The organism is Sphingomonas sp. MS122 (assembly GCF_049532975.1).
Classification (GTDB): domain Bacteria; phylum Pseudomonadota; class Alphaproteobacteria; order Sphingomonadales; family Sphingomonadaceae; genus Sphingomonas.
On the sequence record NZ_CP186695.1, the window covers coordinates 1934619 to 1960082 of the forward strand.

Genomic DNA, 25464 nt, shown 5'->3' on the forward strand with positions numbered 1-25464 from the left:
GTCTCCTCGCTAGCGCCGGCGCTCAGCGCGCCAGCCAGCCGCCGTCTACCGCGAGGACATGGCCTTGCACATAGTCCGACGCGGACGAGGCGAGGAACACCGCCGCGCCGCCGAGGTCCGCGGGGTCGCCCCAGCGGCCCGCCGGGATTCGCTCGAGGATCTGGCGGTTGCGCGTTTCGTCCTTCTGCAGCGCGTCGGTGTTGTTGGTGGCGATGTAGCCCGGCGCGATCGCGTTGACCGTGATGCCCTTCGACGCCCATTCGTTGGCGAGCAGCTTGGTGAGGCCGCCGACGCCCGACTTGGACGCGGTGTAGCTCGGCACGCGGATGCCGCCCTGGAAGGTCAGCATCGAGGCGATGTTGATGATCTTGCCGCCGCCGCCGCCATTCTCAAACTGCTTGATCATGTGGCGTGCCGCCGCCTGGCAGAGGAAGAACACCGACTTCAAATTGGTGTCCATCACCGCGTCCCAGTCCTCCTCGGTGAAGTCGACCGAGTCCGCACGGCGGATGATGCCGGCATTGTTGACCAGGATGTGCAGCCCGCCGAGCTTTTCCACAGTCTCGTCCACAACCCGCTGCACAGGCTCGATCGTCGACAGGTCGGCGCTGACGATCTCCGCCTTGCGGCCGAGCGCGCGGACTTGTCCGACTGTTTCGGTCGCCGCCGAGCGGCCGACCGCGGCGATGTCCGCGCCCGCCGCGGCAAGGGCGAGGGCGATGCCCTGGCCGATGCCGGTGTTGGCGCCGGTGACGATGGCGACCTTGCCGCTGAGATCGAAGGGGTTGGTCATTGGCGTTACGCCAGCTGGCAGATGTCGAGGACGTTCATGTCGGTATAGTCCTGGTTCTCGCCGGCCATGGCCCAGATGAAGGCATAGGCCTTGGTGCCCGCGCCCATGTGGATCGACCAGGGCGGCGAGATCACCGCTTCCTCGTTCTGCATCACGATGTGGCGGGTCGCCTCGCCCTCGCCCATGAAGTGCATCACGCGGTCGGTGTCGAGATTGTCGAGCTCGAAGTAGAAATAGATCTCGCTGCGGCGCTCATGGATGTGCGGGGGCATGGTGTTCCACACCGAGCCGGGCTTGAGCACGGTCAGGCCCATCACCAGCTGGGCGCTGTCGCACACGCCGGGGATGACGAGCTGGAAGATCGTGCGCTCGTTCGATTCGGCGAGGCTGCCGCGCTCCAGCGCATTGGCGTCGGCGATGCCGAGCTTGCGCGTGGTGAAGCCTTTATGCGCCGGGCACGATGCGATGTAGAAGCGCGCGCCCTGGCCGGCGAACTCGACATCGGTCGCGCCCATCGTGACGTAGAGGCAGTCCTTGTTGCCGAGCGTGAAGCTCTCGCCGTCGACGGTGATCGTGCCCTCGACGCTGCCGACATTCACCACCGCCATCTCGCGGCGCTCGAGGAAGGGGTGGCCCTTGGCCGAGGCCGGCTCTTCCTGCGCGGGGAGCTTGACCGGAGTCGCGCCCACCGCGACGCCGCCGATCACGAAGCGGTCGGCATGGGTGTAGTTGAGCACGACCTCGCCCTCGCGGAACAGGCCCTGGATCAGATAGCGGTCGCGCAGCTCCTCGTTGGAGACGCACTCCATCATGTCGGGATGCGTGGCGTAGTAGGTGCGGTCGAACATCGGGTGTGGCTCCGGTTGTAGGTTCAGGCCGCTTCGGCGACCGGGAGGGTTTCGTCGAGCTTGTAGGCCTTGCGGACAAGGCCGTTGGTCAGCTCATAGGCGAGTTCGGCGGCTTCCCAATCCTGCATCCGCCCTTCGGCGACAAGCCGCGCGAGGAAGGCGCAGTCGACGCGGCGCGCGACGTCGTGGCGCGCGGGGATCGAGAAGAAGGCGCGGGTGTCGTCGTTGAAGCCGACGGTGTTGTAGAAGCCCGCGGTCTCGGTGGTCATCTCGCGGAAGCGGCGCATGCCCTCCGGCGAGTCATGGAACCACCAGCTCGGGCCGAGGCGCAGGCACGGATAATGGCCGGCGAGCGGCGCCAGTTCGCGCGCGTAAGTGCTCTCGTCGAGGGTGAAGAGGATCACCGTCAGGCCGGGCTCGTTGCCGACCACGTCGAGCATCGGCTTCAAGGCCTGGACATAGTCGGTGCGGGTCGGGATGTCCGCGCCCTTGTCGCGGCCGTGGCTCGCGAACAGCCTGGCATTGTGGTTGCGGCAGGCGCCGGGATGGATCTGCATCGTCATCCCGTCCTCGACGCTCATCTTCGCCATCTCGGTGAGCATCTGCGCGCGGAACAGCTCGGCATCGGCCGCGTCCCACTTGCCGGAGATGATGCGCCCGAACAGCGCCTCACTCTCTTGCGGAGAGAGATTGGCGGTCTGCGCGGTGGCGAAGCCATGGTCGGTCGCGGTTGCGCCCGCGGCGCGGAAGTGGGCACGGCGCTTGCGGTGCGCGGCGAGATAGCCCTGCCAGCTGTGCACGTCCTCGCCGGTCAGGCTGGCGAAGGCTTCGAGCGCGCCCGCGAACGCCTCGTGCTCGACGTCGATCACCGAGTCCGGGCGATAGGTGGTGACGACGCGGCCCTGCCAGCCCGACCGCCGAATCGCGGCGTGATGCGCCAGCGGGTCGTCGGCGCCCTCGGTCGTCGCGAGGAAATCGATGCGGAAGCGCTCGAACAGCGCGCGCGGGCGATAGCCCGGCGTCGCCAGTGCAGCGTTGATCGTGTCGTAATAATGGTCGGCGGTGCCGGCATCGAGCAGCCGGTCGATCCCGAACACCTCGGCAAAGACATGGTCGAGCCACATGCGCGAGGGGGTACCGCGGAACAGGTGATAGTTGCTCGCGAACAGCCGCCACGCCGCGCGCGGGTCGGTCGCCGGCACGCCGTCGAGCCGCGGCACGCGCAGCGCATCGAGATCGACGCCCTGGCTGTAGAGCATGCGGAAGACATAGTGATCGGGCGCGAGGAACAGCTCGGTCGCATTCTCCCACGCCTCGTCGGTCGCGAACCACGCCGGATCGGTATGGCCGTGCGGGCTCACGATCGGCAGATCGGCGATCTCTTTATAGAGCGCGCGCGCGATGCCGCGGGTGGTCGGGTCGGCGGGGAACAGCCGGTCGGGATCGAGTGCCAAGGGACGCATCACGGACTCCTCAAAAGTCATATTATTTTGGCCTTACCAACAACGCACGGCTTGGCAAGGCGAGTGCTGGCCCGCCCAGTGACTGGGCGACGTGGTAACCGGTGTCAGGTCGGATTTCAATTGGAGTCTCGATATTAAGGGGCCTCACTCTATGTTCACGATCGCGGTGGATCGTTGGAGTTATCGTTCCCGTAGCGCTTTGACCACCCGTAGTATGGCGGCGAGCAGGGCTAGTGTGCGTCGTGCACCAATAGCCGAGCGCAGGCGATCCGGTATCCGCTCAACGCTCGCAATCACGACGAGATGGTCGATCTTCTCGCCGAGTGAGCTAGGCAATCCTCTAAGGCGTAGTTTCTCGGGCGCAATGTGGTGATATTGGCAGATTAGAGTGTTGCTTTGGCGCTCTATTAGTCCCCAGCTCATCATGAGTGTGCCAATGGACGAAAGCACGCTTTGGACGTGGGCCCAATTTGCGTCGTCTCGCTTTTTGCGGACCGCAGCTAAGTGGCGCAGGCCAAGTGCTTTAAGACCGCCGCATTTTCGAGCAATCCTCCGAACGAGGTTCTTTCACGCCATTGCTGGATTATCTTCCGCTACGGGTAGCTAACAGTCATCCCTCCAATCCGTCATGCTGAACTTGTTTCAGCATCCATCATGCTACCAGCGGCTCAGTCGCCTGTGAAAAGATGGACCCTGAAACAAGTTCAGGGTGACGGAAAATATATCGAGAGGAGCGCCCGAAATTGAATCTATAGTGGACGCAATCTAGCGCAAGGTTTCGGCACCCCCTCACTCCCCCGGCGGCGCCACCGAGGCCCTGCGGATCAGCGTCGAGACGAACAGCGATTCCGCGCTCTCCTCGTCCTCCCCGTCGCCGATCAGCTTCAACGCCGCGGCGCGGGCCATCGTCGCGATCGGCCAGCGCACCGTGGTCAGCGGCGGCCACAGATACGAAGCGATCGAGGTGTCGTCGAAGCCGACGATCGACAGGTCGCGCGGCACGTCGAGCCCGCGCTGGCGCGCGGTATGCAGCACCCCCGCCGCCATCGCGTCGTTCGAGCAGAACACCGCGGTCGGGCGCGGCGACAGGTCGAGCAGGCGCTCGGCGGCGCGCATCCCCGACTCGAACGTATAGTCGCCCTGCGCGATCAGCGTGCGCTGCACCGGGATGTCGGCGTCGTCGAGCGCCGCCTCGTAACCCTGGCTGCGCTCGTGCGCCGAGCGGAAGCCGTGCGGCCCGAGCACCAGGCCGATGCGCTTGTGCCCGTTCTCGATCAGGTGCGCGACCGCGCCGCGCACCACCTCGCGGTCGTTCGACGCGACCATATGCTCGGCGTCGTCGAACGAGGCCGAGCCCATGCGCACGTAACGCGCGCCGATCTCCTGGCAGAGCGCGGCGAGCGAATCATTCTCGCTGATCGGCGGGAGCAGCATTACGCCATAGGGGCGCTGGCGCTCGAGGAAGCGGCGGATATCGTCGAGCATCGTCGTCGATCCGCGGTCGACCGGGTGGACGATCAGCTCGAACTCGGTGTCGCGCAGCACTTCCAGCAGCCCCTGCTGGACGTTGAGCACCATGTGCGGGTTGGGATTGTCGTGGATCAGCCCGATCAGGAAGTTGCGCCGCAAGGCCAGGGCGCGCGCCTGGGGGTTGGGGACATAGCCGATCTCTGCGATGACCTTCTCGACCCGCTCGCGCGTTTCCTCGTTGAGCAAGGGGGAGCGGTTGATCACGCGGCTGACGGTCTTCTTGGATACCCCCGCCAGTCGCGCTACATCGTTGATTGTCGCCTGCGCGCCTTTTTTCATCACCGATGCATAGCGCGCAGACGAGGCCTAGCCAATTGCGGGCTGTTGCTCTAGGCGCTGACGAATTCGTATGACGATTCCTGCTGCTCTCCAAATCCACCCCGGCGACAGCGTGGCGACCGCGCTGCGCGACCTCGAGTCCGGCGAGACGGCGCTCGGCGTGACGCTGCGCGATGCGGTGCCGCGCGCGCACAAGTTCGCGCTGGTGGCGCATGCGCCGGGCGATCCGGTGCTGAAGTACGGCTTCCCGATCGGGCGCGCGACCACGGCGATCGCGGTCGGCGAGCATGTCCATGTCCACAATGTCGCGACCGCGCTGGCGGGCGAGGCGAGCTATGCCGGCGGCGCGGCGGCGGCGAAGGGGCAGGGGGCGGCCTCGGCGATCCGCTGGCGCGGCTATGCGCGCGCCGATGGCCGCGCGGGGACGCGCAACGAGATCTGGGTGCTGCCGACCGTCGGCTGCGTCGGCCGCACCGCGCAGAAGATCGCGGCCAGGGCCGAGGCGCTGCTGCCCGCCGGGGTCGACGGCGTGCATGCCTTCGCCCATCCGTTCGGCTGCTCGCAGCTCGGCGGCGACCTTGACGGCACGCGCAACATCCTGTCCGCGCTGGCGCGGCATCCCAATGCCGCGGGCGTGCTGCTGGTCGGGCTCGGCTGCGAGTCGAACCAGCTCTCGGCGCTGCTCGAGACCTTGCCGCCGGAGACGCGCGGCCGCATCCGCACCGTCGGCGCGCAGGCCGCGTCGGACGAGATCGCCGAGGGCGTCGCCGCGGTGCTCGAGCTCGCCGAACAGGCGGCGCTGGCCAAGCGCGAGGAGATGGGGCTCGACCGCATCGTGCTCGGCGTGAAGTGCGGCGGGTCGGACGGGCTGTCGGGGCTCACCGCCAATCCGCTGGTCGGGCGCATGGCCGATCGCGTCACCGATGCCGGCGGCTCGGCGATCCTGACCGAGATCCCCGAGATCTTCGGCGCCGAGCAGTTGCTGATGGCGCGCGCCGCCGATGCCGAGACGTTCGATGCGATCGGCGCGCTGGTCAACCGCTTCAAGCGCTACTTCATCGACCATGGCGAGCCGGTCTCCGAGAACCCCTCGCCCGGCAACATCGCCGGCGGCATCACCACGCTGGAGGAGAAGAGCCTCGGCGCGGTGCAGAAGGGCGGGCGGGCGATCGTCACCGACGTGATCGACTATGGCGAGCGGGTGAAGCGCACCGGGCTGACCCTGCTCGAGGCGCCCGGGAACGACGCCGTGTCGTCGACCGCGCTGTCGGCGGCGGGGGCGAACGTGATCCTGTTCACCACCGGCCGCGGCACGCCGCTGGGCTTTCCCGCGCCGACGCTCAAGATCGCGTCCAACTCCGACCTTGCCGCGCGCAAGCCGGGCTGGATCGACTTCGACGCGGGGCGGGTGCTGACCGGCGGCATGGACGACGCCGCCGACGCGCTGCTCGCGCGCATCGCCGCGATCGCCTCGGGCGAGGAAGTCGCCGCCGAACGCAATGGCGAGCGCGAGATCGCGATCTGGAAACGAGGTGTGACGCTTTGACCCGGTTGTCCTTGCAAACGCTCGGGGCGCTTCCCGCAGCGGTTTCCCGTCCTGCCTATGATCCGGCGCAGGTCGCGACCGGCGTGGTGCATTTCGGCCCCGGCGCGTTCCATCGCGGGCACCAGGCGGCCTATTTCGACAGCGTGCTGGCGAGCGACCCGCGCTGGGGGATCGCCGCGGTCTCGCTGCGCTCGCCGGGCACGGTCGAGGCGCTGGCCGCGCAGGACGGGCTCTACACGCTGGCGATCCTCGATCGCGAGCCGTCGATGCGCGTGATCGGCGCGCATCGGACATGGATCGGACCGGGCGGGGGGGCGAAGGTCGCGGCGCTGCTCGCCAACCCGCAGGTGCGCATCGTCACCTCGACCGTGACCGAGAAGGGCTATTGCCTCGCCGGCGACGGCACGCTCGACATGAGCCATCCGGACATCGTCGCGGACCTTCAGGGCGGTGAGCCGCGCAGCTTCGTCGGCTGGCTGGTGCAGGGGCTGGCGGCGCGGCGCGCGGCGGGCGGCGACCCGTTCATGGTGCTGTGCTGCGACAATCTCTCGGGCAATGGCGGCAAGCTGCGCGCGGCGACGATCGCGTTGGCTGAGACGCGCGACGTGGATCTCGCCAAGTGGATCGCCGACACGGCCGCCTTCCCCGACACGATGGTCGATTCGATCACCCCGGCGAGCGACGACGCGCTCTATGCCAAGGTCGCGGCCGAACTCGGCGTCGAGGATCGCGCCACGGTGCAGCGCGAGGCGTTCACGCAATGGGTGATCGGTCCGTACCAGTTCGCCGACGGGCCCGACCTCGCCGCGGCGGGCGCGACGCTGACCAGCGATGTCGGCGGCTATGAGCGCGCCAAGCTGCGCATCCTCAACGGCCTGCACTCGAGCCTCGCCTATCTCGGCCTCGCCATGGGGCTTGAGACGGTGGCCGACGCAATGGGCGAGCCGGCGCTCGCCGCCTTTGCCGAGCGGCTGGCGCTGCAGGACATCGTCCCGGCGCTGGATCCGGTGGCAGGACTCGATCACGCGGCTTACACCCAGGCGGTGCTCAACCGCTTCCGCAACCCGGCGATCCGGCATCTGCTGTCGCAGATTGCGTGGGACGGTTCGCAGAAGCTGCCCTATCGCCTGCTCGATACCGTCGCGGCGGCGATCCGCGCCGGGCGGCCGGTCGATCGGCTCGCGGTGCCGGTGGCGGCGTGGATGCACTTCATCGCGCGGCGCGCCGCCGAAAGGGCTGCGATCACCGACCCGCTCGCCGCGCCGCTGGCCGAGGCGGCCGCGGGCGCCGCGCCCGCCGAGCTCGCCGAGCGGCTGTTCGCCTTCGATTCGATCTTCCGGCCCGAGATCGCCGGCAATGCGGCGTTCCGGCGCGCGGTGACCGGCGCTGTCGAGACGCTGGCCGAGCGGCGGATCGAGGCGTTGCTGGCGCGCTGATTGCGGCTCTTGTCACTGACACCGGTTTCCACTACCCCTCGCGCAACGGATGAAAGCGAGGGGTGGATGAACGAACTGGACGCGATCGCCGAGGCATTCGTCGCCGCACGCCGCGCCGCGACCGGGCTGCCCGACTATCCGGGTACGCCGCCGTCCTCGCTGGCCGACGCCTATGCGATCCAGGACCGCGCGCTGGCGCTGACCGGCGGGGAAGTCGCGGGCTGGAAGGTCGGCAAGATCGGCCCGCCGCTCGACGATGCGCTCGGCACCAACCGCCTGGCCGGCCCGATCTTCGCGGACTCGGTCCACGATGGCCGCGGTGTCAGCCCGGCAATGCCGGTGTTCGCCGACGGCTTCGCCGCGGGCGAGGCGGAGTTCCTCCTGCGCATCGGCCGCGCGCCCGACCCGGGCAAGACCAGCTACACGATGGACGAGGCCGCGGAGCTGATCGACGCGGTGCATGTCGGCATCGAGATCGCGAGTTCGCCCTTTCCCGGGATCAACGCGCTCGGCCCGCTCGTCACCATCTCCGACTTCGGCAACAACTACGGCCTGGTGATCGGCGAGGCGATCCCGGACTGGCGCAATTCGGGCTTCGAGAATTGGCCTGTCCAGCTGTTGATTGATGGTCAGGAAGCTGGCAGGGCTGTCGCCCGGGACATGCTCGACGGCCCGCTCGGGGCGGCGCGTTTCCTGTTCGGAGCGCTGGCGGCGCGCGGCATCGCGCTCGAGCCGGGGCAGTGGATTTCCTCGGGCGCCGTGACCGGCGTTCACGAGGTGAGCGTGGGCGCGACGGTGACGGCGACGTTCGCGGAGATGCAGGTGAGCTGCTCGATCGAGGCGGCCAGGCCCGTAGCGTGATGGGAGACGAGAATGGACGGCACGCAGGCACCGGTCGGGGCTGAAGGGATTCGAACGCAGGCGGCGGCGAATGCCGGCCGCTATCGCTGGATGATCGTGGCGCTGCTGTTCGCGGCGACCGTGATCAACTATGTCGACCGCCAGATGATCGGCGTGCTCAAACCCACGCTGATGCAGGATCTGCAATGGTCCGAGCGCGACTTCGCCGGCGTCATCATCTGGTTCCAGATCGCCTATGCGATCGGCTATATCGGCTTCGGCAAGTTCGTCGACATGGTCGGCGCGCGCGTCGGCTATGCCGTCGCCTTCGTCATCTGGCAGCTCGCGCACATCGCGCATGGCGGCGCCTATTCGATGACCCAGTTCGCGATGGCGCGCTTCGGGCTCGGCATCGGCGAATCGGGCAACTTCCCCGCGGGCATCAAGGCGGTGACCGAATGGTTCCCGGCCAAGGAGCGCGCCTTCGCGATCGGCGTGTTCAACGCGGGCGCCAATATCGGCGCGGTCGTCACGCCGCTGGTGGTGCCGCTGATGGTCGTCGCTTGGGGCTGGCGCATGGCGTTCGTGGTCACCGGCCTGGTCAGCTTCGTGTGGCTGATCGCCTGGTGGACGATGTACCGCAGCCCGCGCCAGCATCCCAAGGTCAGCGAGGGCGAGCTCGCCTGGATCGAGCAGGACCCCGCCGACCCGGTCAAGCCGATCGGTTACATGACGGTGCTGTCGCGCCGCGAGACCTGGGCCTATTCGCTCGGCAAGTTCTTCATCGACCCGATCTGGTGGTTCTTCCTGTTCTGGTTGCCGGGCTATCTGTTCAAGCAATACGACCTCAACCTGCTCACCTTCGGCCTGCCGCTCGCCGCGGTGTACCTGATCTCCGACGTCGGCAGCGTCGCGGGCGGCTGGCTCTCCTCGCGGCTGATGAAGGCGGGCCGGTCGGCGAACTTCGCGCGTAAGCTCACCATGTTCATCTGCGCGCTGGTGATCCTGCCGGTGGTGTTCGCCGAATCGATCTCGAACGTGTGGGTCGCGGTGCTGGTGATCGGCCTGGCCACCGCGGGGCACCAGGCCTTCTCGGCCAATCTCTACGCGCTGCCCTCGGACCTGTTCCCGCGCGGCGCGGTCGGCTCGGTGGTCGGCATCGGCGGCACGCTGGGCGCGGTCGGCGGCATCCTGATGGCCTTCTATGCCGGCGAGATCCTCGATCGCCTCGGCGTCTACTGGCCGCTCTTCTGGGTGGCGGGCGGCGCCTATTTCCTCGCGCTGCTGGTGGTGCACCTGCTCTCGCCCAAGCTCGAACCGGTCAAGGTCGATTAAACCTTGATACTTTCTGTCTCAAGTCCCGGTTGGGGCGCAATGAAGTAATCGTATCATTGCGCCCGGATCGGGTTCGGGGCATCACTGTCCGATGACGGCAACACTCAAGCTCGACGCCTTCCTGCCTTACCGGCTGTCCGTGGCGTCCAACCGCGTCTCGGGAGCGATCGCGGGGGCCTATCAATCGTTGTTCGGGCTGCGCATCCCCGAATGGCGGCTGGTGACCGTGCTCGCCGAATTCGGGGCGATGAGCCAGCAGGCGCTGTGCGGACGCACCCAGATGGACAAGGTGACGGTGAGCCGCGCCGCGATCTCGCTCTACGAGCGCGGGCTGGTCACGCGCACGCCCAACCCAGACGACCAGCGCTCGCATCTGCTCGAGCTCAGCATCGACGGCTGGGCGCTCTACCGCCAGGTCGCGCCCAAGGCGCTCGAGATGGAGCGCCGCATCTTCGAGAATCTCACGGACGACGAGCAGGCGCAGCTGCGCACGATGCTCGAGCGGGTCGAATGCGCCGCCGCCGCGATCGGCCCGGGGGGTTGATCGCGGCCCCGCCTCTCGACTAGTCAGACACCGCCTCCCCAGGGCATGTTCACATCACCCAGGAGGATTCCATGACCGCTTACCAGTCGCGCGCCGGGCTTTCGGTGGCGGAGCCGCTCGCGCGCTTCGTCGAGGCGCGCGTGCTGCCCGATCTGGGCATCGCGGCGGAGGCGTTCTGGGCAGGCGCGGCGGACATTTTCGCGCGGTTCGCACCCGAGAACCGGAACCTGCTGGCCAAGCGCGATGCGCTCCAGGCACAGATCGATGCGTGGTGCGCCGAAGACCCCGCGCGGGCGGCGGACCCGGCGGCGCAGGAGGCGTTCCTGCGCTCGATCGGCTATCTCGTGGACGAACCTGGCGACTTCACCATCGGCACCGCGAACGTCGATGCCGAAATCGCGACGATGGCCGGGCCGCAGCTGGTGGTACCCGCGCTCAACGCGCGCTTCGTGCTCAACGCCGCGAACGCGCGCTGGGGCAGCCTCTACGATGCCTTCTACGGCACCGACGCGCTGCCCGGCGCGGCCAAGCCCGGCGGCTATGACGCCGAGCGCGGCGCGCAGGTGATCGCGGCGGCCAAGGCGTTCCTCGACCAGGCGGTGCCGCTCGCGGGGATGGCCTGGGCCGAGTTCGCGGGCGGCGACCTGCCGCTCGCCGATCCCGGCCAGCTCGTCGGCACGCGCGGCGAATCACTGCTGTTCCGCCACAACGGGCTGCACATCGAGGTGGCGATCGACCGCGACTCCGCGATCGGCCGCGCCGATCCCGCGGGGATCGCCGACGTCGTGCTGGAGGCGGCGCTGACCACGATCGTCGACCTCGAGGATTCGATCGCGGCGGTCGATGCCGAGGACAAGGTCGCGGCCTATGCCAACTGGCTCGGGCTGATGCGCGGCGATCTCGAGGAGAGCTTCGACAAGGGCGGCAAGGCGATGACCCGGCGGCTGGCCGGGGACCGTGTCTACCAGCGCCCCTTTTCGAGCGATCTCGAGCTGCCCGGCCGCTCGCTGCTGTTCGTGCGCAATGTCGGGCATCTGATGACCACGCCCGCCCTGTTGCTCGATGGCGCCGAGGCGCCCGAGGGCATCCTCGATGCGATCCTCACCTCGACGATTGCGCTCTACGACCTGCGCGGCCTCGGCAAGTATCGCAACAGCCGCGCGGGCAGCGTCTATATCGTCAAGCCCAAGATGCACGGGCCCGAGGAAGCGGGCTTCACCAACCGGCTGTTCGACGCGGTCGAGGACCTGCTCGGGCTCGATCGCCACACGATCAAGGTCGGCGTGATGGACGAGGAGCGGCGCACCTCCGCCAACCTCGCGGCGTGCATCCACGCGGTGAAGGACCGCGTCGCCTTCATCAACACCGGCTTCCTCGATCGTACCGGCGACGAGATCCACACCGGCATGCGTGCGGGACCGATGATCCCCAAGGCGGAGATGAAGGCGTCGAGCTGGATCAAGGCCTATGAGGATCGCAACGTGCGCATCGGTCTGCGCCATGGCCTGTCGGGCAAGGCGCAGATCGGCAAGGGGATGTGGGCTGCGCCCGATCGCATGGCCGAGATGCTGGAGCAGAAGATCGGCCATCCGCGGAGCGGTGCGAACACCGCCTGGGTGCCTTCGCCGACCGCGGCGACGCTGCACGCGATGCACTATCACCAGGTCGACGTGTTCGCCCGCCAGCGCGAGATCGCGAGCGAGGCGGTGCCGGGCCTCGCGCCGCTGCTGACGATCCCGGTTGCGCAGGGGCGCAACTGGTCACCCGACGAGATCGCGCGCGAGCTCGACAACAATGCCCAGGGCATCCTCGGCTATGTCGTGCGCTGGATCGACCAGGGGGTGGGCTGCTCCAAGGTGCCCGACATCCACGATGTCGGCCTGATGGAGGATCGCGCGACCTTGCGCATCAGTTCGCAGCACATGGCCAATTGGCTGCTCCATGGCGTTGCGACCGCCGCGGATATCGACGCCGCGCTCGCGCGCATGGCGGCCAAGGTCGACGCGCAGAATGAAGGCGACCCGCGCTATCGCCCGATGGCGGGGAACGAAGCCGCCAGCCTCGCCTTCCAGGCGGCGCGCGCGCTGGTGTTCGAGGGGGTGAGCCAGCCCAACGGCTATACCGAGCCGCTGCTCCACCGCTTCCGCGCCGAGGCCAAGGCGCGGGGATAGGCACGCGCGCCGCGAGCCGCTAAAGGCCCGGCGATGACCCTGCTGGCGCGCCTCTGTCTGATCGCCGCGATGCTGTGGTGCTGCGCCAACGTCGCCGAACCGGCGCAGGCGCATGGCGCCGTGCAGGTCGAACAGGCCGCGAGCGCCGCGCATGATCATGGCGATTCCGATTGCGACGACCGCGGCGAGATCGCGCAAGGCGGCCACCATCATTGCCATGTCGCACCCGATCCGCGGCCGCGCCCGAACGATGCGCAGCATTTCGGGCTGACCTCGCTGTTCTTCGCCAGCCCGAGCACGCGCCTGGACTCGCGCGCGCAGGCGCCGCCGCTCGAACCGCCTTCCGCCTGAACCGACGCCGTCGTGCGGGCCGGGTGTCCGCGCCGTCATCGTTCAGTCCAGGAAGAAGTTCACATGAAGCGTTCCATTTCGTGCGCCCTCCTCGCGGGGGTTTCGTTGCTTGCCGCCCATCCCGTGTCCGCCCAGACCGGCGAGACGCCGCCTCCCGAGGCGGAGGAGGGCGAGGAGATCGTCGTCCAGGCCACCCGCACCAGCCGCCGCGTGCAGGACGAGCCCGTCCGCGTCGAGGTGCTCGGCCGTGAGGAGATCGAGGAGAAGATCCTCATGCGCCCCGGCAACGTCGCGATGACCCTGAGTGAAACCGGCGGGCTGCGCGTTCAGGTCACCGCGCCGGCGATGGGCGCCGCCAACATTCGCGTCCAGGGCATGGATGGTCGGTTCACTCAGCTGCTCGCCGACGGGCTGCCGCTCTATGGCGGCCAGGCTTCCTCGCTCGGGCTACTCCAGATCCCGCCGACCGACCTTGGCCAGGTCGAGGTGATCAAAGGTGCCGCCTCCGCGCTCTACGGTCCCTCGGCGCTGGGCGGGGTGATCAACCTCGTCTCGCGGTGGCCGCGCGCCGAGGCCGAGGGCGAGCTGCTGCTCAACGCCACCACGCGCGACGGGCAGGACATCACCGGCTATGCCGCGACGCCGCTCGGCCCGAACCTCGGGGCCTCGATCACCGGGGGCTGGCACCGCCAGCGCCGCCGCGACCTCGACGGGGACGGCTGGATCGACATGCCCGGCTATGAGCGCTGGACGGTGCGTCCGCGGCTGTTCTGGGAGGACGACGCCGGCGCCAGCCTGTTCCTGACCGGCGGCGCGATGGGCGAGCAGCGGCGCGGCGGCACGCTCGACGGCCGCACCGCGCCCGACGGCTTGTCCTTCCGGCAGGATCAGGAGACCGACCGGCTCGACGCCGGCCTCGTCGCGAAGCTGCCGCTCGGCGGCGATCTCGCGGCGCACGTCCGCGCCTCGGGCATGACCCAAGCCCACCGCCATCGCTACGGCGATGTCGTCGAGCGCGACCGGCACGGCACGGCCTTCGCCGAGGCCTCGCTGTCGGGCAAGGCGGGCGGCACCAACTGGGTCGGCGGCGTCGCCTGGCAGCGCGACAGCTTCCGCTCCAGGACCTTCCCGGCGTTCGACTACACCTACGACGTGCCCGGCATCTTCGCGCAGGTCGAGCATGACGTGGTGCCCGAGCTGACGCTGGCGGGCAGCGCCAGGCTCGATTTCCATAACGAATATGGCACGCGCTTCAGTCCGCGCCTGTCGCTGCTCTACAAGCCCGGGCGATGGACGGTCCGCGTTTCGGGCGGGCGCGGCTTCTACGCCCCGACCCCGTTCGTCGAGGAGATCGAGGCGGCGGGCCTGTCGCGGCTCGAACCGCTGGGTCCGCCGAGGCCGGAGACCGCCACCACCGCCGCGCTCGACATCGGCTATGCGCGGGGCGGGGTCGAGGCGAACGTCACGCTGTTCGGTTCGAACCTCGACGATGCGACCCGGCTCGACGCGATCGCCCCCGATCGCGTGCGCCTCGTCAACGTCGCGGGGCAGACCCGCATCCGCGGCTCGGAGCTGCTGCTGCGCTATCGCTGGAGCGATTTCGTGGTGACCGGGAGCTATCTCTATCTCGACGCGACCGAGCCAGATCCGGCGGGCAGCGGCCGGCGCGCCGTGCCGCTCACCCCGCGCCACAGCGCCGGCATGGTCGCGATGTGGGAGGATCACGACCAGGGCCGCGTCGGCCTGGAGCTCTATTACACCGGCAAGCAGGCGCTCGAGGACGACCCCTATCGCCTCGCAGGCAAGCCCTATTTCGAGCTCGGTCTGCTCGCCGAGGCGGTGGTGGGCAAGGCGCGGCTGTTCGTCAATCTCGAGAACATCCTCAACGTCCGCCAGACGCGCTGGAACTCGCTGCTCCGCCCGAGCCGCGCGCCCGACGGGCAATGGACCGTCGATGCCTGGGCGCCGACCGACGGGTTCGTGGTCAATGCCGGGGTGCGCCTGCGCTTCGGCGGCGGCGGCCACTAGCACGAGTCCCCGGGGCATCGGCCGGACCCGCAAAAACGCGGTTGATGCCCCTTGAACCTTCCCCCCGCTCGCTCGTTGGGTTAGCGAGCGGGTACGCACATATGCGATCCCTTTGGGAGGACAGGGCAATTTCGGGCGTCGAACTGGGGATCCTGTTGCTGGCGAGCAGCGCGCTGATGCCGGGCGCGGCCTTCGCGCAGATCGGCGGCAATGTCGGCAAGCCCGGCCAGAGCGCTCCCGCCGAGGATCCCGAGCCGGTCGAGACCACGCAGCCGGGCACCGCGCCCGACGAGAAGCCGATCGTGCCCGACGAGGAGTTCGAGAAGGCGCTCCCCCCGCTCAGCGACGACATGAACGCGCCGCTCGAGCCGATGACGCCCGCACCGCCGCCCGCCGACGGCACGACGGGTGAGGCCTCGGCCGGCTTGGACCCGCTCGATGCCGAGAGCCCGCTCGGCCAAAGCGAGGCCGAGACCGAGCTCGCCGCGCCCTTGCCCCCGCTCAGCGAGTTCGACACCACGCCGATCGCCGAGGCGATGCAGCTCAACGACGGCGACGCGGTCGAGATCCGCTACGCGACGCGCGTCACCGGCCTCAAGGAGATCGGGCTGGAGGACGAGTTCCGCGACCTCTCCGCGCTCGAGGATGGCGACGGCGAGGCGGCCAACGCCGCGATCATCGGCGCGCGGGCACGCGAGGACGAGGCGCTGGCGGTGCGGCTGATGAAATCGCTCGGCTATTACGACGCGACGGCGGTGGCGACGGTCGACCAGCCGGCCGCGGCCGGGCAGCCGACCACCGCCACGATCGCGGCGGTGCCGGGGCCGCTCTACAAGCTCGGCAGGATCAAGGTCGAAGCCGATCCGACCGTGCCGCCGAGCCTGATCGCCGACAATTTCCAGCTCAAGACCGGCGAGCCGATCGACGCGGTGCGCGTCCAGGCGGCCGAAGCGGCGGTGAGCGTCGCGCTGCCGCAGAACGGCTATCCCTTCGCCGAGGTCGGCCAGCGCGACATATTGCTCGACGAGACCACCCAGACCGGCGACTACACCCTGCCGGTGACGATCGGCCCGCGCGCGCGCTTCCGCAACATCACCACCGAGGGCAAGCTGGCCTTCGACGCCAGGCATGTCGAGGTGCTCACCCGCTTCGACCGCGACGACCTCTATGACAGCCGCAAGGTCGACGATCTGCGCGACGCGTTGGTCGCGACCAGCCTGTTCTCGACCGTCTCGGTCGAGCCGGTGAAGACCGGCGAGGCGGCGGCGGAGGGCACCGAATATGTCGACCTGCTCGTGCGTCAGCAGGCCGGTCCGCCGCGCACGCTCGCGGGCGAGCTCGGCTTCTCGACCGGGCAGGGGCTGCGCGCCGAGGTCAGCTGGACTCACCGCAACCTGTTCCCGCCCGAGGGCGCGCTGATCCTCAGCGGCGTCGCCGGTACGCAGGAGCAGGGCGCCTCGGCGACCTTCCGCCGCTCGAACGCCGGGCGCCGCGACCGCACCTTCCAGCTCGTCGCCTCGGCGCTGCGCACCGATGTCGAGGCGTTCACCGGCCTCACCGGCACGCTCTCGGCGACGGTGTCCTATGATTCCACCCCGATCTGGCAGAAGGAGCTGACCTACAGCTACGGCGTCGAGCTGGTCGGCACGAGCGAGGACCGCTACGACTTCAACCGCAACGCGCGCGAGCGCGGGGTCTATTTCATCGCCGCGCTGCCGCTGTTCGCGGGCTGGGACAAGTCCGACGACCTGCTCAACCCGACGCGCGGCTATCGCGTGAAGCTGAACCTCAGCCCGGAGACTTCGGTGCGCGGCGGGACACGGCCCTATGCCCGCGCGATGCTCGAGGGCACCGCTTATTATCCCGTCACCGACAGCATCGTCCTCGCCGGGCGCGCTCGCTTCGGCACGATCCAGGGGATCGACCGCAACGCGCTCGCGCCGTCGCGGCGCTATTATGCCGGCGGCGGCGGATCGGTTCGCGGCTTCGGCTATCAGGAGCTCGGTCCACGTGCGCCCGACGGCAAGCCGATCGGCGGGCGCAGCTTCAACGAGTTCGCGATCGAGGCACGCTATCGCTTCGGCAATTTCGGGATCGTGCCCTTCGTCGATGCCGGGCAAGTCTATGAGAGCGGGCTGCCCAAGCTCACCGACATGCGTTTCGGCTTCGGCATCGGCGGGCGCATGTACACCAATTTCGGCCCGCTGCGGCTCGACGTCGCGACGCCGATCAACCGCAAGCCGGGTGAGAGCAAGATCGCGCTCTATATCTCGATCGGGCAGGCCTTCTGATGGCGGAGCAGGGGGCCTCGACCGAAGTGGAGACGGAGGCCGTGGTCGCCCGGCGCCCGGCGTGGCGGCGCGTGGCGAAATGGGTGGCTGCAGCGCTGATCGGCCTCGCCGCGCTGCTGCTGCTCGCGATCGTCGGGCTCGACACCAGCCCCGGCAAGCGCCTCGTCGCCGACCAGCTCGGCAAATACACCACCGCCACCGGGCTCAACGTCAAGGTCGGGCGGATCGAGGGGTCGATCTACGGCGCGATGGTGCTGCGCGACGTGCGTGTCAGCGATCCCAAGGGCGTGTTCGCGACCTCGCCCTCGATCGCGGTCGACTGGCGGCCCTTCGCCTTCCTCAACAACCATGTCGACATCCGCTCGGCGACCAGCCCGCTGGTCACGGTTCAGCGCCTGCCCAAGTTCAAGCCCGGCGATCCCAATGCGCCGATGCTGCCCGACATCGACATCGATATCGGCCGCCTCGCGATCGACCGGCTGGTGCTCGAACCGCCGGTCGCGGGACGCCGCCATATCGCCACGCTGACCGGCGAGGCGGCGATCGCCGACCGCCGCGCGCGCGTGATCGCCAATGCGCGGACACTCGGCACGAACGGCGGTGACCGGCTCGCGCTGGTGCTCGACGCGGTGCCCGACGACGACAAGTTCGACTTGCGCGCCGACCTCGACGCGCCGATCGGCGGCTTGGTCGCCGGGCTCGCCAAGCTCGAAGCGCCGCTCGCCGCGCGTGTCAGCGGCCGCGGCAGCTGGAGCAACTGGCAGGGACGTGCGGTGAGCACCCTTGGCGGCGCGCAGCTGGCGAATCTCGGCATTACCGCGCGCAAGGGCAATTTCCAGGTTCGCGGCACCGCGCAGCCCGGCCTCTACCTCAAGGGCCCGGTCGAGCGGCTGACCGCGCCCAACCTCCAGGTCGCGCTCGACGCGACGGTCGACCGGCGCCGCGTCGACACGCGCCTGCGCCTGCGTTCCCGCGCGATGGCGCTGGCGACCACCGGCACGATCGATCTCGGCAAGAGCGAGTTCGACCAGTTCCGCGTCGAGGCCGCGCTGCTCACACCCGGCGCGATTGCGCCCAACCTCAACGGCCGCTCGGTGATCGGCGCGGTCGCGCTGAACGGCCCGTTCGCGACGCCGACGGTGGACTACAAGGTCCAGGCCGCCGCGATCGGCTTCGGCACGACGGTGCTCGAGCGCGTCTATGCCGAGGGGCTGGCGACGGTGAATGCCGACCGCATCCTCGTGCCGATCCGCGCGCGGGCGGCGCGCGTCTCGGGGCTCAACCAGGCGGCCGGCGGCCTGCTCACCAATGTCACGCTGGCGGGCGACCTCGCCATCACCGGCGACCAGGTGCTGTCGGAGAATCTGCGCATCCGCTCCGACCGGATCGACGCCACCGCGATCATCGCCGCCGACATCGGCAGCGGCCGCTACACCGGTGCGCTCAAGGGGCGGGTCAACGACTACACGATCGACGGCATCGGCATCGTCAACATCGAGACCGACGCGGACCTCTACGCCGCGGCGGGCGGCGGCTGGGGGATCAAGGGCCGCATCGTCGGGCGCAGCACGCGGCTGTTCAACAGCGGCGTGCGCGACTTCCTCGGCGGCAATGCGATCCTGCGGGTGAATGTCGGGCTCGACCCGAGCGGGATCATCACCTTCGACAATTTGAAGCTCGCCGCGCCGCGGTTCAAGATCCTGCGTGGCTCGGGCCGCTATGACCCCAATGGACCCCTGCTGCTCAATGCCGACGGCTATTCCAACGCCTATGGCCCGGTGTTCGCGCGCGTCAGCGGGAGCCTCGCCGCCCCGATCGTCAATTTGCGCGCGCCGCGGCCGGGGCTCGGCGTCGGTCTGGCCGATCTCCAGGCGCGCATCCGCGGGCAGGGCGACGCCTATGCCGTGACCGCCAGCGGCGGCACCAGCTACGGCCCGTTCACCGCGGACGTGCTGGTGCGCACCGGCCGCGCGCTCACCGTCGACGTGCGCAAGGCGCGCTTCGCCGGCACCGACATCACCGGCAAGCTGCAGCAGACCGCCGCCGGGCCGTTCGCCGGCGCGCTGGCGTTCGTCGGCTCGGGCATCAACGGCAATGTCGATCTCTCGGCGCAGGGCAAATACCAGCAGGCGGTGGTGCGCGCGACCGCGACCAATGCGCAGATTCCGGGCGATATGGAGATCACGATCGGCCGCGCGATCGTCAATGCGACCGCCGTGCTCTATGACGACGCCCCGTCGATCGTCGGCGAGGCGCAGGTCGCCAACCTGCGCAGCGGCGACTTCGTGCTCGCCCGCTCGCGCGCCAGGATCGACTATCGCGGCGGACGCGGCACCGCCCAGGCCTTCGCCGAGGGCTCGTCGGGCGTGCCGTTCCGCATCGCCGCCAATGCCCGCTTCGCCCCCGACCAGTGGCTCGTCGCGCTCGGCGGCAAGGCCAACAACATCAACTTCAAGACCGCCCAGCCCGCGCGGATCGCCGTGAGCCAGGGCGGTTATCGCCTTGCTCCGGTGCAGATCGACTTCGACCGCGGCAGCGCGCGCCTCGCGGGCAGCTGGGGCGAGGGACTGGTGGTGCAGGCGCGGCTCGACAAGCTCGACCTGTCGGTCGCCAACGCTTTTTCGCCCGGCCTCGGGGTGGGCGGCAACGTCACCGGCTCGGTCGATTTCCGCCAGGCGCGCGACGGCAGCTTCCCGCGCGCGATCACGCGGCTCAACATCGCCGGGTTCAACCGCTCGAGCCTTGCCGGCGTCTCGCCTGCGGTGGACATCGCGTTCGTCGGCCGCTTGCTGCCCGAGGGCGGCGACGCGCGCGCGGTGATCAAGCGCGGCACGACCACGATCGGGCGGATGGTCGCGACGCTCCAGCCGCTGGGGCAGGGCGGAAGCTGGACCGAGCGGCTGATGGCCGCGCCGCTCTCGGGGGGCGTCCGCTACAACGGGCCCTCGGCGGTGCTGTTCTCGCTCGCCGGCTTCGCCAACCAGTCGGTCTCGGGCCCGGTCGCGGTGGCGGCCGACTTCTCGGGCCAGCTGCGCGCCCCCCGGATCACCGGCCAGCTGCGCGCCGAGAAACTGGTCTATGAGAACGAGACCTGGGGCACGCGCCTGACGCAGATGAAGATCGAGGGGCGGTTCGACAGCGACACGCTCGAGATCACCGAGATGAACGCGGTCGCGGGCAGCGGGCGCGTGATCGCCTCGGGCACGGTCGGGCTGTCGGCCGAGCAGGGCTTTCCGATCGACATCACCGCGCGCTTCCGCAACGCGCGGCTCGCCCGCAGCGACGCGCTCGGCGCAACCGCGACGGGCCAGCTGCACATCACCAACGGGCTCGACGGCGGGCTGATCGAGGGCCGCATCATCATCCCCGAGGCGCGCTACCAGATCATCCGGCAGGGCGCGGCCGAGGTGCCCGAGCTGACCGGCGTCTACCGCAAGAGCGAGCTCGACGCCGAGGGCAAGCGCCCGACCCGGCCCAAGCCCGCCGGCGTCTTCCGCCTCAACGTGGCGATCAGGGCGGACAACCGCCTGTTCGTGAACGGCATGGGCCTCGAATCCGAATGGGAGGCGCGGATGCAGGTCACCGGCACCTCCGCCGCCCCGGTCGTCACCGGCGAGGCGCGCGTGGTGCGCGGCACCTACAACTTCGCCAGCCGCCGCTTCGAGCTGACCCGCGGCACGATCAACTTCGAGGGCGGGCCGCTCGCCAATCCCAGCATCAACATCGCCGCGAGCACGACCGCCGAGAATGTGACGGCGATCATCAACATCACCGGCACCGGCCAGCAGCCGCGCATCGCCTTCACCTCGACCCCGTCGCTGCCGCAGGACGAGGTGCTCTCGCGCCTGCTGTTCGGCAGCTCGGTGACGAACCTGTCGGCGACCGAGGCGATCCAGCTCGCCGCGGCGCTCAACTCGCTGCGCGCCTCGGGCGGCGGGCTCAACCCGCTCGGCCAGCTGCGCTCGGCCGCCGGGATCGACCGCCTGCGCATCCTCGGCGAGGACGACACCACCGGGCGCGGCATGGCGCTGGCGGCGGGCCAGTACCTCACCGACGACATCTATGTGGAGATCATCACCGACGCGCGCGGCTACACCGCCGTCCAGCTCGAGATCGCATTGACCCGCGCGCTCAGCCTGCTCTCGCAGACCGGCTCGTTCGGCGGCTCGCGCGCCGGCCTGAAATATTCGAAGGATTATTGAGGCCGGCCCAATCCTCCCCTGCCGGGGGGGGGATTTGAAGAAGCTTCGCCCGTCACCCCGGCCTTGTGCCGGGGTCCACCGTGAGGTGGGCTTGGATTATCGATTCAAGCGTCACCGGTGCGTCGCCGTGGACCCGGCACAGAGCAGGCGTGACGGGTGAGAATATTGGCCCCTGCCGCCAGAAGGACGTCTGACATTTTCCTACACGTCTCCGGCACGCTATACTGGAACCATGCCCGAACACGCCGCCCGATCCGCCAGCCTCTCGCGCATGACGGCTGTCAACCGGCGCCGATACACGCGTTTTGCGTCAACTATGTCAATTAATCAAACGAGACCGTTCAGTAATCCCCCCCCCGTACCTTCAACGGCGTCGCCACTACGCCATTGCACTTAACTTACACAAATGTAAGTATGCTCGCCGGGAGAGGTGAATGACCGAGCATTTCGATGTCGTGGTGGTGGGCGCCGGGCTTTCCGGGATCGGCGCGGGCTATTTCCTGCAGCGCGACTGCCCCGACCGCAGCTATGTGATCCTCGAGGGGCGCGAGCGGCTCGGCGGGACCTGGGACCTGTTCCGCTATCCCGGCATCCGCTCCGACAGCGACATGTATACGCTCGGCTACAGCTTCCGTCCCTGGACGGAGGCCAAGGCGATCGCCGACGGCCCCGCGATCCTCAAATATCTCGACGAGACCGCGCGGGACTACGGCATCGACAAGCATATTCGCCACCAGCACCGCGTGGTCGGGGCGAGCTGGTCGACCGCCGACGCGCGCTGGACGGTGCGCGTCGAACGCGGGCCGGAGAAGGAGCGGGCCGAGTTCACCTGCAACTTCCTCTTCATGTGCTCGGGCTACTATAATTACGCCGCCGGCTACCTCCCCGAATTCGCCGGGCGCGAGCGCTTCAAGGGCGAGATCGTCCACCCGCAATTCTGGCCCGAGAATCTCGACTATGCCGGCAAGCGCGTCGTGGTGATCGGCTCGGGCGCGACCGCGGTGACTTTGGTGCCCGAGATGGCCAAGACCGCGGCGCATGTGACGATGCTCCAGCGCTCGCCCACCTATATCGTCGCGCGCCCGTCGGAGGACGGCATCGCCAACTGGCTTCGCGCCAAGCTGCCCGGGCGGCTCGCCTATCGCATCACCCGCGTGAAGAACGTCGCGCTCGGCCAGTTCTTCTACCGGCTCGCGCGCCGGAAGCCAGAGAAGACCAAGGAGCGGCTGATCCAGATGGTCCGCGACGAGCTGGGCCCGGACTATGACGTCGCGACGCATTTCACGCCGCGCTACAATCCGTGGGACCAGCGCATCTGCCTGGTGCCCGACGCCGACCTGTTCGCTTCGATCCGCGAGGGGCGCGCCTCGGTCGTCACCGACCAGATCGACACGTTCGAGGAGGACGGCATCCGCTTGAAGTCGGGCGAGCTGCTTCCCGCCGACGTGATCGTCACCGCCACCGGCCTCGACATGCAGCTGATGAGCGGCATCCCCTTCGTCGTCGACGGGCGCGAGGTCGATCCGGCCAAGTCATTGGGCTACAAGGCGATGATGTATTCGGACATCCCGAACCTCGCCTCTTCGTTCGGCTACACCAATGCCAGCTGGACGCTGAAGTCGGACCTCACCGCGGCCTATGTCGCGCGGCTGCTCAATGCGATGAGGAAGCGCGGCATGCGCCAGGCGACGCCGCGTATCACCGGCGACGTCGAGCCCGAGCCGTTCCTCACCTTCACCTCGGGCTATGTCCAGCGCGGCATGGACAAGTTCCCCAAGCAGGGGAACCGCAAGCCGTGGCGGGTGCACCAGAATTACGCGCTCGACCTGATGGCGCTGCGCTTCGGCAAGATCGACGAGGGCATGGAGTTCTCCAACCCCGAGCCGAAGCGAGAGTCCGTCACCGCAGCGAAAGCCGGGGTCTCGGGAGACAGGCGAGCGGCTTGATGCGATCAGGCCGTGAAGATCGCGCCGTCACGCACCTCGAGCGGCCACGGCGTGAGCGCCGCGCCGACGCAAGGGCCGCCGACGCAGCCCCCGTCCTCGATCCGGAACAGCGCGCCATGCCAGCTGCACTGGATCAGTCCGCCGCCGCTGGTGAGATACTGGTCGAGCTGCTGTGCGAGGGGCAGCTCCATATGCGGGCAGCGATCGACATACCCATGGACCGCGTCGCCGTTGCGCACCGCGAAGCCGTGGAAGCGCCCCGCCCGCATCTCCAGCACGAAGTTGCGCGCCGCGCCGTCGGCGATGAGGTCGAGCGGGCCGAGCCGGACGCCGGACGGGGTGGCGGTGAGCCGTTCCACTTATTCCTCCCCCGGCTCGCTGGGGGAGGGGAGCGGCCGCGAAGCGGTGGTGGAGGGGTGGCGGTGCAACCGCCGTGCTAAGCCCGGCGGCTCCCCCATCGCGACGCGATGCCACCTCCCCCGCTGGGGGAGGAATTTCACGGCAGCTTCGCCTTCGGGAACCCGGCCCAGGCCGCGTCGTAATCGGGCTGCGCGGTGTCGAGCGCGAACCGCGTGGGTCGATAGGGCCAGCAGGTCTCGACCATGAACGCCATGGTCCCGTCGATCTTGTGCGGCTTCAATTCGGCGTTGCTCGCACCCTCCCAGCTCGCCACGTCGGGTCCGTGCCCGGCCATCAGGTTGTGGAGCGACAGCCCGCCCGGCGCGAAGCCCTCGGCCTTGGCGTCGTAGGCGCCGTGGATCAGCCCCATCGCCTCGCTCATCACGTTGCGGTGGAACCAGGGCGGGCGGAACGTGTCCTCGGCCACCATCCAGCGCGGGGGGAAGATCACGAAGTCGGCATTGGCGCGGCCCGGCATGTCGCTGGGCGAGGTGAGCACGGTGAAGATCGACGGGTCGGGATGGTCGAAGCTCACCGTGTTCATCGTGTTGAACCGGGCCAGATCGTAGCGCCACGGCGCGAGGTTGCCGTGCCATGCGACGACGTCGAGCGGGGAGTGGTCGAGCGTCGTCGTCCACAGACTTCCCAACGACTTCTGCACAATCTCGAACGGCTCGTCGCGGTCCTCGAACCACGCCGCCGGCGTCTCGAAATCGCGCGGATTGGCGAGGCCGTTGGCGCCTATCGGGCCGAGATCGGGGAGGCGGAACAGCGCGCCGTGATTTTCCGCGACATAGCCGCGCGCCTCGCCGTCCGGCAGCAGCGCGCGGAACTTCACCCCGCGCGGCACCAGCGCGACCTGGCCGGGGGCGATATCGATGCGGCCGAGTTCGGTGAGCAGCGTCAGGCGGCCCGCCTGGGGGATGAACAGCAGCTCGCCATCGGCATCGACGAAGACTCGCGCGTCCATGTCCTTGTTGGCGGCATAGACATGCACCGCGACGCCCTCGAGGTCGGCCGGGTCGCGGTTGACCAGCATCGTCGTCATGCCGTCGACCAGGTCGGTGCCCGGGGCGGGGGGCGCGATCGGGTCCCAGCGCAGGCGGTTGGGGGGCAGGGGATCGTTGGGGGCGCAGATGGCGAAACGGGTCGCGGCCTCATAGCGCCGATAGGGCGGATGCTCGGCGCTCGGGCGCATGCGGTAGAGCCAGGAGCGGCGGTTCTCGTGTCGCGGCGCGGTGAAGGCGGTGCCGCTCAGCTGCTCGGCATAGAGACCGTAAGCGGGCCGCTGCGGCGAGTTGCGGCCGACCGGCAAAGCGCCCGCGACCGCCTCGGTCGAGACATGGTTGCCGAAGCCGGGGAAATAGTCGGGCATGCCGTTTTTCCTAAACCTTCTTCGCGGTCCGGAGAAGTTGAATGCGGGAGCGGTGCTTGGTCCGCCCCCGCATCCGTTTTTCCTTCC

17 protein-coding genes are annotated in these 25464 nt (G+C 69.0%); 11 read left to right on the forward strand and 6 right to left on the reverse strand.

Annotation, left to right across the window (positions count from 1 at the left end; all coding sequences use genetic code 11):
- Positions 1-22: 22 nt before the first annotated feature.
- The 4 genes from kduD to ACO227_RS09180 all read right to left on the reverse strand — a co-directional run bounded on the left by kduD (position 23) and on the right by ACO227_RS09180 (position 4913).
- A complete protein-coding gene (kduD, locus tag ACO227_RS09165; protein WP_423607064.1) occupies positions 23-793 on the reverse strand; it encodes a 2-dehydro-3-deoxy-D-gluconate 5-dehydrogenase KduD in 771 nt (256 codons plus the stop codon).
- Between the two features lie 5 nt (positions 794-798).
- The gene (gene kduI / locus ACO227_RS09170) at positions 799-1641 is read right to left on the reverse strand and encodes a 5-dehydro-4-deoxy-D-glucuronate isomerase (protein ID WP_423607066.1); all 843 of its coding nucleotides are present in this window, start codon (positions 1639-1641) and stop codon (positions 799-801) included.
- 23 nt (positions 1642-1664) lie between these two features.
- Positions 1665-3104 (reverse strand): glucuronate isomerase, encoded by a 1440-nt coding sequence (gene uxaC, locus ACO227_RS09175; protein ID WP_423607068.1) that lies wholly within the window; start codon positions 3102-3104, stop codon positions 1665-1667.
- 789 nt (positions 3105-3893) lie between these two features.
- Entirely contained in the window at positions 3894-4913 is a 1020-nt protein-coding gene (locus tag ACO227_RS09180; RefSeq protein WP_423607070.1) for a LacI family DNA-binding transcriptional regulator, read from the reverse strand.
- A 70-nt stretch (positions 4914-4983) separates the two neighbouring features.
- On the opposite strand from ACO227_RS09180, the gene ACO227_RS09185 reads away from it, so the two are divergent.
- From ACO227_RS09185 to ACO227_RS09235, 11 genes are all read left to right on the forward strand, one after another.
- Positions 4984-6459 carry a UxaA family hydrolase gene (locus ACO227_RS09185; protein ID WP_423607072.1) on the forward strand — a complete coding sequence of 492 codons (1476 nt, stop codon included), beginning with the start codon at positions 4984-4986 and terminating at the stop codon, positions 6457-6459.
- An 11-nt stretch (positions 6460-6470) separates the two neighbouring features.
- Positions 6471-7895 (forward strand): mannitol dehydrogenase family protein, encoded by a 1425-nt coding sequence (locus ACO227_RS09190; protein WP_423607074.1) that lies wholly within the window; start codon positions 6471-6473, stop codon positions 7893-7895.
- A 66-nt stretch (positions 7896-7961) separates the two neighbouring features.
- Positions 7962-8756, forward strand: coding sequence for a 2-keto-4-pentenoate hydratase (locus ACO227_RS09195; RefSeq protein ID WP_423607076.1), 795 nt, complete (start codon positions 7962-7964; stop codon positions 8754-8756).
- A 12-nt stretch (positions 8757-8768) separates the two neighbouring features.
- A complete protein-coding gene (locus ACO227_RS09200; RefSeq protein WP_423607078.1) occupies positions 8769-10070 on the forward strand; it encodes an MFS transporter in 1302 nt (433 codons plus the stop codon).
- Between the two features lie 91 nt (positions 10071-10161).
- Positions 10162-10614 carry a MarR family winged helix-turn-helix transcriptional regulator gene (locus tag ACO227_RS09205; protein ID WP_423607079.1) on the forward strand — a complete coding sequence of 151 codons (453 nt, stop codon included), beginning with the start codon at positions 10162-10164 and terminating at the stop codon, positions 10612-10614.
- Positions 10615-10685: 71 nt separating this feature from the next.
- The gene (locus ACO227_RS09210) at positions 10686-12785 is read left to right on the forward strand and encodes a malate synthase G (protein ID WP_423607080.1); all 2100 of its coding nucleotides are present in this window, start codon (positions 10686-10688) and stop codon (positions 12783-12785) included.
- A gap of 33 nt (positions 12786-12818) precedes the next feature.
- On the forward strand, positions 12819-13136 hold the full coding sequence (locus ACO227_RS09215; RefSeq protein ID WP_423607082.1) for a hypothetical protein: 318 nt from the start codon (positions 12819-12821) through the stop codon (positions 13134-13136).
- A 123-nt stretch (positions 13137-13259) separates the two neighbouring features.
- Complete coding sequence (locus tag ACO227_RS09220) at positions 13260-15164, forward strand: TonB-dependent receptor plug domain-containing protein (RefSeq protein ID WP_423607083.1); 1905 nt, start codon at positions 13260-13262, stop codon at positions 15162-15164.
- Positions 15165-15265: 101 nt separating this feature from the next.
- A complete protein-coding gene (locus tag ACO227_RS09225; RefSeq protein WP_423607085.1) occupies positions 15266-17455 on the forward strand; it encodes a BamA/TamA family outer membrane protein in 2190 nt (729 codons plus the stop codon).
- Positions 17455-21657 (forward strand): translocation/assembly module TamB domain-containing protein, encoded by a 4203-nt coding sequence (locus tag ACO227_RS09230; protein WP_423607087.1) that lies wholly within the window; start codon positions 17455-17457, stop codon positions 21655-21657. The genes ACO227_RS09225 and ACO227_RS09230 overlap by 1 nt, the downstream gene beginning before the upstream one ends.
- 434 nt (positions 21658-22091) lie before the next feature.
- The gene (locus ACO227_RS09235) at positions 22092-23603 is read left to right on the forward strand and encodes a flavin-containing monooxygenase (protein ID WP_423607088.1); all 1512 of its coding nucleotides are present in this window, start codon (positions 22092-22094) and stop codon (positions 23601-23603) included.
- A gap of 5 nt (positions 23604-23608) precedes the next feature.
- Here ACO227_RS09235 and ACO227_RS09240 read toward each other — a convergent pair whose 3' ends face one another.
- Together ACO227_RS09240 and hmgA are read right to left on the reverse strand one after the other, a co-directional pair.
- The gene (locus ACO227_RS09240; protein ID WP_423607090.1) at positions 23609-23962 is read right to left on the reverse strand and encodes a Rieske (2Fe-2S) protein; all 354 of its coding nucleotides are present in this window, start codon (positions 23960-23962) and stop codon (positions 23609-23611) included.
- A 137-nt stretch (positions 23963-24099) separates the two neighbouring features.
- Positions 24100-25377 (reverse strand): homogentisate 1,2-dioxygenase, encoded by a 1278-nt coding sequence (gene hmgA / locus ACO227_RS09245; RefSeq protein WP_423607091.1) that lies wholly within the window; start codon positions 25375-25377, stop codon positions 24100-24102.
- Positions 25378-25464: the final 87 nt, after the last annotated feature.